The sequence below is a fragment of the Borrelia crocidurae genome (assembly GCF_000825665.2).
Classification (GTDB): Bacteria; Spirochaetota; Spirochaetia; order Borreliales; family Borreliaceae; genus Borrelia; species Borrelia duttonii.
This window is the reverse complement of sequence record NZ_LN609267.1, coordinates 330,938-344,629: the sequence shown is the minus strand read 5'-3', so window position 1 is coordinate 344,629 and position 13,692 is coordinate 330,938. Positions and strand designations below refer to the sequence as shown.

Annotated in this window: 9 protein-coding genes and 1 pseudogene; 7 read left to right on the top strand and 3 right to left on the bottom strand. The window is 26.5% G+C overall.

The features are described from left to right. Positions 1–154: 154 nt before the first annotated feature. Positions 155–1,702, bottom strand: a complete 1,548-nt coding sequence (locus BN1173_RS01680) for a peptide ABC transporter substrate-binding protein (RefSeq protein WP_246040073.1) — start codon at positions 1,700–1,702, stop codon at positions 155–157. Between the two features lie 238 nt (positions 1,703–1,940). Between BN1173_RS01680 and BN1173_RS01675 the strand changes: the two genes are divergently transcribed. The 3 genes from BN1173_RS01675 (at position 1,941) to BN1173_RS01665 (ending at position 6,883) form a co-directional block, all read left to right on the top strand. Further along, positions 1,941–2,834: a 1-acyl-sn-glycerol-3-phosphate acyltransferase gene (locus BN1173_RS01675; protein ID WP_040236196.1), complete on the top strand. Its 894-nt coding sequence runs from the start codon at positions 1,941–1,943 to the stop codon at positions 2,832–2,834. A 14-nt stretch (positions 2,835–2,848) separates the two neighbouring features. Continuing rightward, positions 2,849–5,704 (top strand): periplasmic flagellar collar protein FlcA, encoded by a 2,856-nt coding sequence (gene flcA / locus BN1173_RS01670; protein WP_040236193.1) that lies wholly within the window; start codon positions 2,849–2,851, stop codon positions 5,702–5,704. A gap of 63 nt (positions 5,705–5,767) precedes the next feature. After that, positions 5,768–6,883, top strand: a complete 1,116-nt coding sequence (locus BN1173_RS01665; RefSeq protein ID WP_014696201.1) for a VWA domain-containing protein — start codon at positions 5,768–5,770, stop codon at positions 6,881–6,883. 32 nt (positions 6,884–6,915) lie between these two features. Here the strand turns inward: BN1173_RS01665 and BN1173_RS01660 are convergent. Beyond that, a pseudogene (locus BN1173_RS01660) lies at positions 6,916–7,283 on the bottom strand (tetratricopeptide repeat protein). 93 nt (positions 7,284–7,376) lie between these two features. Further along, positions 7,377–8,498, bottom strand: a complete 1,122-nt coding sequence (locus BN1173_RS01655) for a LysM peptidoglycan-binding domain-containing protein (RefSeq protein ID WP_040236190.1) — start codon at positions 8,496–8,498, stop codon at positions 7,377–7,379. 536 nt (positions 8,499–9,034) lie between these two features. Between BN1173_RS01655 and BN1173_RS01650 the strand changes: the two genes are divergently transcribed. The 4 genes from BN1173_RS01650 to BN1173_RS01635 all read left to right on the top strand — a co-directional run. Continuing rightward, positions 9,035–10,090 carry a hypothetical protein gene (locus tag BN1173_RS01650; RefSeq protein ID WP_425456542.1) on the top strand — a complete coding sequence of 352 codons (1,056 nt, stop codon included), beginning with the start codon at positions 9,035–9,037 and terminating at the stop codon, positions 10,088–10,090. Between the two features lie 429 nt (positions 10,091–10,519). Next, positions 10,520–11,560 carry a BMP family ABC transporter substrate-binding protein gene (locus BN1173_RS01645; protein ID WP_014696197.1) on the top strand — a complete coding sequence of 347 codons (1,041 nt, stop codon included), beginning with the start codon at positions 10,520–10,522 and terminating at the stop codon, positions 11,558–11,560. Positions 11,561–11,563: 3 nt separating this feature from the next. After that, positions 11,564–13,021, top strand: coding sequence for an ATP-binding cassette domain-containing protein (locus BN1173_RS01640; protein ID WP_014696196.1), 1,458 nt, complete (start codon positions 11,564–11,566; stop codon positions 13,019–13,021). Further along, on the top strand, positions 13,018–13,692 hold a 675-nt coding region (locus tag BN1173_RS01635), incomplete at its 3' end, for an ABC transporter permease subunit (protein ID WP_040236187.1). The genes BN1173_RS01640 and BN1173_RS01635, both read left to right, overlap by 4 nt.

The window sequence follows — 13,692 nt, the reverse complement described above, 5'->3', positions numbered from 1 at the left end:
TTCATATTAAGTGGATTTTGGCCCTTACTTAAGAATACTTTTATTAGTTTATTTTAAGTAGACCACAAATAATAAAATTAATCATATCAAGTCGTTTGTATTTGAATAATTGTTAGTGTTTATGTTTCTTAATTTTTGTATTGCATTTCATATTTTATGTGTTTTCTTTTTGTTGTTTGATATCTTCATAAAGATAGACTTCTGCAATATTGGGAATCCATCCAATCCATTTATCATGTCTAAAGAGAGCATATGATTTTGGTATTGAAAGTGGAGATGCAGGAAAATCTTTTTCTATAATTATTTCTTCAGCTTTGCGTAAGATTTCTTGTCTTTCTATAGGATCTAAGATAAAATTCGATTGGTTTATCAAATTGTCATATTGCTTACTTGAATAACCGTATGAGCCAAAGTTGTAGTTTTCTGTTGTAAATAAATTAAGGAATGTTGATGGATCTACATAATCCCCTGTCCATCCCATATGTGATATTTGATAATTACCCGTTCTTCTGCTACCTAAAAATGTGGTCCATTCTTCAATTTCAATCTCAATATTGATGTTTAATACTTTTTTGAATTGTTCTTGTAAAAATTCTGCGGTTATTTTCATTATGTTTTTTTGTGAAGTTTTGTATTTAAGAGTAGGAAAACCTGAACCATTAGGATAGCCAGCTTCAGCTAATAATTGTTTTGCTCTTTCGGGATCAAATAATTTTAATTGTTTACCATAAGCATAGTTTTCAAATGATGGGGTTATATTTCTAGTTGGTTGTGATTGACCTTTTAGAGACATTTTGTTTAGGGCTTCTCTGTCAATAGCAAGGGTTAAAGCTTCTCTAACTTTTGCATTGTTAAGTGGTTTGACAGTTGTGTTGAATGCCATATAGATTAAGGTGTTTGCAGGGTGAGAGTAATAATCGTTTCTTATTCTAGCTTCATCTAGGTATTCTGGTGTTATTGCTGTTAAGAAATCAAGTTCATCGTTTATATACATATTATAAGCGGTGTTTCCTTGCGCTTGATAAAATATTACTTCGTCTATTTCGACATTTGCAAAGTTATAATATTTGTTATTTTTTTCAAGAACTATTTTTTCATTTGGTGTTCTTTCTTTTAATTTATATGCACCACTTATTACTATATTTTCAGGGTTTGTCCAGTTTTGTCCGTATTTTTCAATAGTGTGAATTGGTACTGGTATGAATGTTTGGTGAGTTAACATATCAAGAAAATAAGGTTTTGGACTAATTAATGTTATTTCTAATGTTGAATCATTTATAGTTTTAATACCAAGTTCAGATTCTGATATTTTACCATCAAAATAATCCTGTGCATTTTTTATTGTTGATTTAACAATATCAACATATTGTGAACCTGTTTTTTTATTTAATACTCTAAGGTAAGATTTTCGAATTCCCTCAGCAGTAATAGGGACTCCATCACTCCAAAATATATCTTCTCTTAGATGCATTGTGTATACAAGACCATCTTCAGATACATCCCAAGATTTAGCTAGTCCTGGTTTATATCCTCCAGTTTGTGTGTTTTTTGTTGTTAATCCTGAAAATATATTTACGATTATTCTATATGATTGAGCTGAAGTAGCTAGTTGAGGATCTAGTGAATCAGGTTCGGATTCAGCTGTTGTCCTAAATATTATCTTTTCTTTATGTTCATTATTTGAACAAGAAGTTAGCCATATAGTTAAGAAAGATTATAGAATTATGACTTTATATTTCATAATTTATTCTCCTTTATATTTATTTTGTATTTTTAAATGAATTATTCTTGTTTAATATACTTGAATGGATTTTACTTTAATTTGCTAAATAAATAAAGTATAATTTATATAAAATTATTGATGCATGTTAGATATTACATTTGAGTATTTTTGGATTTTTAGTATGTTGTTTTTCAAAAACTTTAAAGGATGAAGTTTTATGTTTATACGGAATAAAAGTTTTAATAAGTATTTTAAAGGTATTGAGAACGAATTCTTTAGTAGGTTTAAAGATATTGAAAATATAAATTGTTTAAATAGTTCGTATCATGAGGCTGATTCTGTTAGTAGAAAGTTGGTTGATACGATGATAGAAAGATTACTTAAGAGTAATTCTACTATTGTTGGTATTCAAAATATTTTAAAACTTTATGAAAAGTCCAAATCTGGTAAGTCTTCAATTATATTAATGGAACATTATAGTAATTTCGATTTTCCTTGTTTTCAATTTTTGCTTGAAAAAATGAATTGTAAGGAAATTTCAGAATATGTTGTTCCTATAGCTGGTGTTAAACTTTTTAAAGATAATTTATTAATTAAAAGTTTAAGTTTGGGCTATAATGTAATATTCATCTATCCTCCACATGCATTTGTTGATGTTGATAGTAAAACTATGAGGGAGAGACGAGTTTTTAATGCTAATTCTATGAGATATGTTGCAGACAAAAAGAATAGTGGTTATATAATTCTTATTTTCCCAACAGCTACAAGATATAGAAAAGGTAAACCTGAGACTAAAAAGATAATTTCAGAAATTTTAAATTATTTTAAAATTTTTGATTATTTCATAATGGTTGGTATTAATGGCAATATTCTTGAAGTTTCATCAAATGATGATATGTCGTGTGATATTTTTAGAGAAGATGTTCTTGTATATAATACAACCGAAGTGTTGGATATAGTTGAATATAAAACTTTGATTTTAGAAAAATTGAAAAAAGAAGGTTTAGAACCAACAAAAGAAATTTTAGGTTCCAAGATTGCTGATGATTTAGAAAAACGTTTTGAGATTCTTCATAAGGATGGAGCTAAAATATATAATGATTTGATTTAGGATTTTATTGTAATATGCCTGATATAGATAAAATAAATAAGTTTAAGAAGGAAATAATAGATAATATTGCTGATGAGAAAGCTAGAAAAGATAGTTTTGGCATTAAAATGGATATTGACCCTCCAAAGGATGGTGAGTCTATTCTTCCTTGGGAAGAACAAGAAGAAGTTGTTGATTTTGATGAAGAACATGATGAAGGACCAGATTTAGATGCTATTCTTGGTGTTCTTGATAATGAGGAAGGACAAAAGAGTGAAGCTAGTGAAAATGATATTAATCTTTTAAAAAATTCCGAAAATGTAGAAATTGATTCTGAATTTGATAATTTAAATGAGGATTTTGATGTTTTAGGTTCACATTTTGAGGAAACTTTAGATAAAGTTCTTGATGATAATTCTGTAAGTTTAGATGATGCTATTAATTTGAATTTAGATAATTCTGGTAATAATGTTGATGATGATGATAATGTTCAAAATTCAAATGTAGAGAATGGTTTAAATTCAAATTCTTCTGATTTTGAAAATCCTTTTGAAAATGATGATAGTTCTACTCAAGAATCTCAAGATTATAATAATGATGATTTTGATCTTGAGTATATGATTAGTAAAATCAAGGAAGCAGATGATGAAATTTCTTCTAATAAGTTTGATTCTAGTGATGATTCTTTAGATCCTAATACTAAAGAGGAGAAAGATTGGTCTAATCTTACAGGTGATTTTCAATCTTTAAAGGATCAAGAGAACAAAATTTTTGAGGATTCTGATTTTAAAGTTAATTATTCTTTATTTTTTAAACATTTAGATTCTTATCCTAGAAATTTGAGAATTGCTATTGCCGAAGCATTAATGTTAGAAAATGTTTCTAAATATAAAATTGAAGCATTAGTTGATCTTGTTGAGCAAAATAAAAAAGGGCTTAATTTTATTGCTAAATTTGTTGGAGATATTATTGGCAGATCTGTTAAATTGCCCATTATGTATTATAAGGCAGAAGAATTTAGCAAACTGGAGAAGCAATTTAGTTATAGACTTTCTAAAGCCTTAACACCAATATTAAAAATTGCCTCTTTTTTTATTGTATTAACCTTTTTGTCGTTTTATTTTTTAGTCGATATTATGTTTTTTTATATTGTATCTGATCAAAAATATAAAGAAGGAATTTCATATATATATGAAAATAAAAGAGAACTTGCTAAAGCTACTTTTAAGGATGCATATTATATGCGTCCTAATAGAAAGTGGTTTTTAACTTATGCTAAGGCTTTTGAGAGTATAAAGGATTTTGATAGTGCTGAGGAAAAATATGAAGAATTGTTTACTGTTGACCCATTTTCTGAGGGTGCTTCTAAGAGAAGACGAAAAATTTTTGATAAAGATGGTTATATATCTTATGCTTTTATGAAGATGAGGCTTGGTGAATATTCTGATGCTAATTCGATTTTGGATGAGGTTATATCTTACGATATTTATGATTATGAGGCATTAATGGCTAAGGGTGAGAATTATTTTCAGTGGGCTCAAGTGGATCCTATGTATTATAGAAATAGTATAAATGATTATACCATTTTACTTTCAAAATATGGACATCGGAAGAAGGAAGTTTTATTTAAGCTTTTTGATGCTTATATTGAAGCTGGTGCTGAGAGAGAGGCTGACAATGTAAATGCTTTTATTAAAACAAATCAGGAATTAGATATTGATGAGGTAGTTTATACTAAGTATGTTAAGAAATTGATAGATAAATATGTAGAATTTACAGTTTATAATAAGCGAATAAATGCTCTCTCTAGAAATTTAAAATATTTAAATGCTCAAATGAATTTACTTAATAAAGAGTTTTCTAATTTTAAAATAAATAGTGGCAAGAGTGTTTCTGATATTTTAAATGATGTTAATCTTAATTCGGAGATTGAATATATTCTTAGGAGAATTTTATTAAAAAATCCTGATTATAATAAGGCATTATTTGAAAGTGGTAGATATTTTTATTATATGGGAGATTTGAAAAAGTCAGAAGGATATTTATTAACGGCTATAAACGGTTTTAGACAAGAAGATTCAATTAATAATGCTGGTGAAAAGATTATTGCTTATAGAATTTTATCAGATATTTATGAGAAGGGAAATGATACACTTAAAGCAAATAATATTGTCAGTTTGGCTTTAAATGAATATGATTTTTATAAAAGAAATGGCCTTATTAAAGGTTCGAGAGAACTTGCTTTAATTTATGAAAAGCAAGGAGATATATTTAAAACTTTAAATGGTTTTCAATCAGCCATATCTTCTTATAAAATGGCAATAAATGAAGGGGTTAATTCACCAGATGTTTACTATAAATTAGCATTACTTAGTTATAAGGAAAATAATTATAAGGATGCATTAACTTCGCTATTCAAAGTTGAAAATATGTCTGGATTTGCAAATAGTAATAAAGTTTTAAATTCAATAGCATCTGTTCTTTATAAAATGGGTGATTTTGAAGCTTCTAGGAGTTATTATTTAAGAGTATTGCAAAATTTGGAATCAGAGAAATCCAGTATTTTAAGTTTGAGACCTAAAGGAAATGATCATCATAAAGCTTTGTTGCTAAGAGAAATTGAAGTTTATAATAATCTTGGAGTTGTTGAGATAATAGCATCTCTTGGCAATAAGGGTAAGTCTGGTGTTATTATAGATCATGATCTTTTTGATTCAGGAATTGCAAATTTAACAGAATCTTCTAGAATATTTGATCTCTTAAATCGTGATGAGGATATGATGAAAAATGTTAAAAGCGATCTTGCTAGTTTAAATCTTAGAAGCGTATTTAAAAATGATTTTACAGGTTTAAAGATTTTGTTTTATGATAATTTAGCTGATAATCTTTAGATCTTTATAATTTATCAGCTTAAGGACATTGTAGAATTGTCCGATTAATGTGTAAGGGTTTATATGAGAAAAGCTTGCTTTATTATTTTCTTGTTTATTGTATTTAATTTGTTTTCTGAATCGCATGATCACTTGAGTATTAATATTGATGATGTTTATGTTGAAGCTCATGATGATGGATTTCATCTTTTTATTAGAAAAAAACCAAATATTAAATCAGTTATTTTAACCGAATCTTTTGAAATTCCAGATAAAAATAAAGATGCTTCTACTTATTCATTTAGAACATTAGAATATAATAAGATTAATGGTGATGAAATTAGAATTTTAAATGGTCGAGTGATTCAAAATAGAAGTCTTTTATCTTTAACATCTTCTACTCCTGTGCAAAATAAAAGATTTGGAGAAGCTTTTCATATTTTAATACCTAAAAAATTGAGGTATGGATTTCCAAATTTTTCAACAAGAAGTGGAGATATCGATTTGGAAATTTTAAAAAGAAATAAGGAACCTTTTTGGTTTTCAATTAGAACTTTTGAAAAAAAATATAATGATTATTTAGGTAAATATAAAGATAATGCTTATGAATTGTTTTTTGGGGATACGCAACGAGAAAATATAGTTGAAAATAGTGTTTTAGAAGAGGGATTTTCTAGATTTGCTGATGATGTTGTTACTGCAAATAAAGGACTTGATATTGTTGATAAAATAAAAGATATTTTAGAAAAATCAGAAGATCCACTTGTTGATTTAGATCTAGTTTTTGTTATTGATGTTACTGATAGTATGAAAAATCATATTGAAATTTTACGAGAACACCTTCTTGATATGGTAGAACCTCAATTGAATCAGTTTAAGTCTTATAGAATAGGTTTTGTGTTTTATAAGGACTATCTTGAAGATTTTTTAACACGATCTTTTGATTTTAATAGTAAAGAATATTTACATAATATTCTTGAAAGTATTAATGTTGGGGGTGGAGGAGATTATCCTGAAGCGGTATTTGAAGGAGTTAATGCTGCTGTTACTCAATTTGATTGGAAATCAGATAATAGATTTATTATTGTACTTGGCAATGCTCCTCCTCATGAGTATCCTAGAGGTCCTATAGTTTATGAAGATGTTATTAGAGCAGCTAAGGAGAAGGATATTACAATTTATGGTATATTACTTAAGTAGTAAATTTTGTTAATTTGAAGTTGTTTTATTTTTTATTGGGTTTTGATCTTTTGTAATATTTTTTGAGATAGTGGTATAACCCACTTAGGTGTTTCAATGTTAGATTGTATCAATTCTTCAAAGAGCTTTTTCATGTATGTTCTCCTTTTTTATTATTAATATAATATATGAATGCAATTTCATACTTTCCGGTGGCAACAATTTCTTTGTTTTCTTTGTAATTTTGAATCATTTTTTCATATATTTTTAAAGCAGTTTGATAGTCATTAATATTTTTTGCTTTTTGAGCTTCTTTTAAATAAATTCTGTGAGAGGTTTTTTCTGTAAGTTGGTCATCTAGATGAGCTATTGTGTAGCAGGAGACTAATAAAATAGTTAATGGCAGTATTAATTTATTCATTCGTTATACTCTTGTTCTATAGAAAATATTTAATTTAATTTTATTAGATATAAAAGAAGAAAACAAGTTGATGTTTGTTTTCTTCTTTATATTTTATTTAGAAGGAATTATTATTTTCCAATTTTCAAGTATGAGATCTGGATTTTGAATTTTTTGTCTGTTAGCAAACCAGATTTTTGGCCATAAATAAGGGTCATTATATAATTTTTTAGAAATTCCCCATAATGTATTTCCAATTTTGATTATGTAGAGTTCTTTACTTGAATGACTTTGATAAGCTTTTAAGTATCTTGCAGAATCTAAGAATAGTTCGTTTGCTAGCCTGAGATTATTGAGATTTTTGGCTTCAAGTCCTTGTTCCCATAGTTGTCTGGCTTTTTCAATGAGTTGAAGTGTTTTGAATTTATTTGCTTCTGTATTTTTTACTTCTTCTACTTTCTCTTCATAAGGGAGCACTATTGCATCTATTTGTCCAAGTAAGTAAGTGTTATCTTGTAAATTCAATAGATTTACTCTTTCACCTTTATCTTGAATTAAACTTCTTCCATTCCATGGTGATGGCTTAATAAGCTTATTGTTGCTATAAATAGGAAGATTAGAAGCAGCTTCTAGTGCTTTTAATTGTTTGTACATTCTTTCTTCTGTTTCTTTAAGAGCTCTTGCTTCCTTTGCTTTTTTAGCCGTTTGTTGTGCTTTAGTAAATGCTTTGCTATACATTCCAAGAGCACTTTCGATATCATATATTTTGTATTTTCTTGTTGCCTCAAAATATAAATTGTTTACTTCATCGATTTCTAATGGAATCCATATGTATGCTTCATTAACTTCAGCGTCATTTAAATATTTTTCAATATTTTCTTTTAAATAATTTATTTTTTCTTTTTTTTCTATTGTGTCTCTTTCGATATTTCTATATCGTTCCAGTACTTTTGTGGCAAGTTCATTGCCTTCCTGAATTATTCCTTTTGAAAATTTACTATTCATTTCTTTTTCAAGCTTTTCAGCTTCATTGAATTCTTTAGAATAAAAGAGATTACCCCTTTCTCTGATGACTCCATTTTTCATTTCTTCAATGTCTCTTTTGATATCTCCAGTTTCTTTAATTGAGATTTTGGAGTTGTCATTTTGTTGATCCTCTGGTGTGCTATTGCATGAAATTAGAGAAATAGCAAAAACAAATAACATTAAAAATAATAACTTGCTTTTTTTTATCATAAATACATCCTTCTTATGTGATATTGATTACATAAATTAAGAACTTTACTTTTTACATATCACTTCTTATAAAGCTTCTAAGTAGTATATTATTACACAATTTGATATTATACAATTTTTTTGTTTCATATTACGTTCTATTTTTATTACATCAATATTTTAATTCTTGCCTTTAATCTGCCTTAAAAATCACTGGTTCTCCACATCTTTCTTCTTGAGGTGCAGTTTGGCATGAAATTAGGACAAGAGTAAGCATAGATAATATTAAAAATAATAATTTAGATTTTTTAATCATAAGTACATCCTTTTGACATAAAATTGGCTACACATTGTGTAACTTTTCTCACACCTTAGATTCTTGAAAAGAACAGGCTTAACATAAAATATTATTTTTTTATGCTGTGTTAGAGAAGTATAACGTATTTTTTGTTTTTATTAAAGTTAATAAATCTCTTTAAAAAAGATATAATTAACATTGTAATATTATTGAAAAGGAAAATTTGGTTTTGAAATTATATATTATTATCCTTTTATTTTTGTCATCTCAAGTAATATTGTTTTCTCAAGTAGCATCTATTAAGGAAATGGAAGGACAAATTAATGTTATACGAAATGCTGTTTATGTTAAGTTAAATTTAGGAGATGAAATTTTTGAATATGATTTTATTGATGTAGGCAGTAATTCTAAACTTAAAATAAGCTTATATGGGATTAATGGTATTGAATCAGATTTAACTTTGCATTCTAATACTTATAGTCTTATTTGTTATTCTTCTCTTAAAGATATGCAAGATGCAAAAATATATTTATTTAAGGGAAGTTTAGATGTGACAATTTATAAAATTGTTCATGGTTCTTCATTTTCTGTAGATATTAATAATTATTTTTTTAAAACAGATGCTCCAGCTAAATTTTATGTAAATTGTGAATATTTTAATAATTATTTTGTCAGTGTGTTTGATGGTATTCTTAATCATTATAATAAAGATACATATTGGATTTCGACAAACACTAGTATTTTACTTTGGAATAATAATTCTTTTTTATATAAAACCGATGATGCTGTGCCACAAAATGTGATTCAAAACTTAAAAGAAATGTCTCGCAAAAACTTTATTTCTCTAAATAATAAGCATTCAGCTTATGTATTTTCAAAGTATGTTGAGGATAGCTTTAGGTTTGATTTCGTGTACGATTATTTAGTAAGGGATCCTAAATTTAACGTTATATATTCTAAGTGGAGTTTAGAGGATAAAAATTATACTTTAGGAAATAGGGTTGATATGATAAATGATGTTAATTATTTAAGAGGAAGAGTAGGTATTCTTTTTAAGAATTTTATTTATTTAGCCAATGTTTTCTTTTTTATAGAGGATATTGTTAATCATACTTCTGATATGTTTGATAAAGTGATCATTTATGGATCTGTTTTAAAATTTTTTGAAAATTATAAACAAAATAGGTCATCTTTGGCAAAAAAATTTTTTAAAACAATTCATTCCTTTAAAATGTATTTAGTTCGTACAAATGGTGATCTTCCTAGTAATTTAAGTGTTAATGAATTTTATTTATTAACACCTAGAGAATTTTGATATTAAGAAATGCTTTTGTTAAACTAATGAATTAGCAGTGAAATTTGTTATAATTTAGAAACTATAAATATAATTTTTATTTGATTGAAAGATAAATTTTTTTAGGAAAGTATTTTATAATGAATTTGAATACTAAATGTTTGAGGGAGATATTTTAATTTTAAAAATTTGTTTCTTGAAAGTTTGTAAAATTGAATTTCTCTTTAATTATTTATGATTTTGTTTTTTTAAAATTGATATTTTAATCAAATTAAAGCAAAATTTGCTTAAAATTGGACGTAATAGCGAATTTATGATATCTTTTTACAAAGAAACTTTTTATGAAAGTAATTGGTATATTGGTAGGTTTTAGGGTTTTGATTTTATGCCGTTTTGTTCTCATAGTGCCAAAATTAGTTGTATTTTATGAGAAAAAGGTGTTTTGTATTTGTGAGTAAATCTTTTTTTTTTAGAATTTTTTGGATTGTTATTTCATTAATTTGTTTGTTTTTATTTGTTTATATTAATTTTTTTAAGGCTAGAGGGCTTAAATTTTCATCTAGTAGAAAAATTGCTTTATTTATTCCTGGCAGTATTACTGGTTCGCCTTCTTATAAGGCAATGTATGATTGTTTAATTGAATTTCAAAATAGTAGAAGTGATATTGATATTGAATTATTTGAATCTGGATTTAATCAGCATGAATGGATAGAATTACTTGAGAAATTATTAAATTCCAAAAATTATGATTTTTTAATAACAACAAATAATGTCATGCAAGGCATTATAGATAAAGTTTCCAGGAATTATCCTTATACTAAATTTTTGCTTTTTGATTCTTTAGTTAAAAATACTAATCCCCAAGTATATTCTCTTTCTTATAACGTTGCTGAAGAAGCTTATTTATTGGGTTATTATGTTGGTTTATTTTTAAAAGATTCAAATTTAGCAAATCAGAATGTTGCTTTGATTGCTGGACAAGAGTATCCTGTTATGAATAATTATATTTTTCCTTATTTTAAAAATGGTATTAAAGAGGTTTTAGATTCAGAGGTTTTTTTTAGGACTTTAGGAAATTGGCATGACAGTAATAGAGTCAAGGTTTTGACCGAATCTTTAATTTTGGATTCAAAAGTATCTGTCATTCTTCCGATTGTAGGGGCAGCTATTAAGGGTGTTCTATCAGCAGTTCGTAAGCATGGTGTTTTTGTTGTTCTTTTTGATGGTGAGGATTATTTGGATAATAAAGAGAATATTATTGGATCGGGTATTACAAATCAAAGATTATTCTTGGAAGAGGTCTTAAGTAAAGCTATTAAGGGTGAGATTCAGTATGGAACTTATAGAGTGCTTGGATTTAAAGATAAGGGGGTTTCATTTAATTTGTTAAATAAATTTTATCTAGAGAGTATAGGTTTGGATCTTAAAGAAAAGCTTGAGGAAAAAATGAGAGAGATGAATGATACTGAAATCAAAATAAATTTAGAATAATTTATGGTAGAGTTTAAAAATATAGTAAAATATTTTCCAGATATTGAGAGACCTATCCTAAATAGTGTCAATTTAAGAATTGAGGAATCTAAAATTTTAACTGTTATTGGGCGAAATGGAGAAGGTAAGAGTACCTTATCAAAAATTATAGCTGGGCTTGTTCGTTTTGATAGTGGTGAGGTTTTTGTTAATAATATTAAACAAAAAAATTGGAATGTGGATGTAGCAAAGAATAATGGTATTTATGTTGTATCACAGATTCCAAAGCTTGATATGAATTTAAAAGTTTGGGAATATCTTAGTATTTATTGGTTTGATTCTAAGTTTTTTATGCCAATGAATAGATCTGCAACTTATAGATATTATAAATGGCTTAGACAATTTTATAATATCATTTTTGATTTAGAAACAAAGATACAAGATTTAAATATTAAAGAAATATATTTTTTGCTTATTATGTCTTCCCTTAAAAAAAATGCAAAGATTATTATTTTTGATGAGAGTGTTGCTTATTTTTCTCAAAAAGAGGCAAAAGAATTTATTAAATTACTTCAAGACCTTAAAAAGGTAGGTATTACTTCGCTTTTTATTACACATAGAGAAATTAGCGATGCCATAAAATTTAGTGATGAATTTATTATTTTACAAGAAGGAAAATGTTTTAGAACAACAAATAAAGAAATTATACTGAATAAACTTGAAATACCTTCTGGTAAATTTATTGCTGTAAATTCTAAACGTGGTGAACAAAATGAAGAATTTATAAAATTTAGTTTATTTTTTGAAGATTTTTGGAAATATGATATTAATTTTTCTTTGAAAAAGAGAGGTATTTTGGGTATTGTTGCAGAAGAGGCAGCAATAAAAACTTGGGAAAAGTTATTCTTAGGAAAAATACCATTTGTAGGATGTATTAAGATGAATGGACATCGATATGAAAATGTTGATTTTAATGAGCTTAAGGCAGGTTTTTTGCCTTTAGGAATTGGTAATTTATTTCCTGATAATATCACTATATTGGATAGTTTTTTATCTAAAATAATGAGTTTTGAAAATGAAATTTTTATTAAAAAATCTACCATTAATAAGCTTAAAAAATTTTTTAAAAATGATATGGAATATTGTGATAGTAAGATATTAAAGACTTTTTATTCTAAATCTGTGGCATTCTCTGGTGGAACTTTAAAAAAGCTTGCTCTTTTTAGAGAAAAATATATTACAAAAAGCTTTTTAATTTGTTTTTCACCTCTTAGCAATCTAGATTATAGGGCATATATTGAAACGTCTAATTTTATTCGTAATTTTTCTAATGAGAAGCCCGTACTTTTAATTACCCCTAATTTGGATGAATTGTTGCTTTTATCTGATGATATTTTGGCAATAAAAACAGGGGAGGTCGTGTTGAGATTAAAAAGAGAATATGTCGATAAGTCAACCTTAAAGGAAATGTTATTTGTATGAATACATTTAGAAAAGAATATATTTTATTTATGTTTTCTTTTAGTGCGTTATGTATTAGTTATTTTTTTGATGGATTTTTTAGTTTTTCTTACATAAAAGTAATTTTATGGAATTTTATGTTGTTATTGTTAGTTGCAACAGGAATTTCAACTTGTGCTAAGAGTAATAGTTTAACTCTTGGCGATGAGGGTCAGGTTTATTTTGGAGCGTTTTTGTCTTATGTGTTTTGTGATTTTTGTGGGCTTACATACTTTAATTTTATATTAATAATGTTTTTAAGTTCATTATTAGTTGGACTTATAGGTATAGTTCCTTTTTTATTAACATTTTTTTGTGGAGTAAATGGTATGCTTACTGGTCTTTTGATGTCTTATGGAAATCAAAGGTTGGTAGATGGGTTTATATCAAAGCTTTTAAGTTCAAATGAACTTTTAAGTCAAACTAAAAGTATTAATAAAATATTTGCTCGTGATGTTGCTTTGCCATATTTGCTTGTATTTAGTTTGTTAATTTGGGGATGTTATGTATTTATTCATAAAAGAACTATTTTGGGATTAAAACTTGAAATATTGAGTGATCGAAAAACATTAAGTAAATTTTTTAGTATTAATGAATTTAAATATAAGTTTTGTACAGTATTTACCAGTGCTTTTTTAAATGGTCTTGTAGGT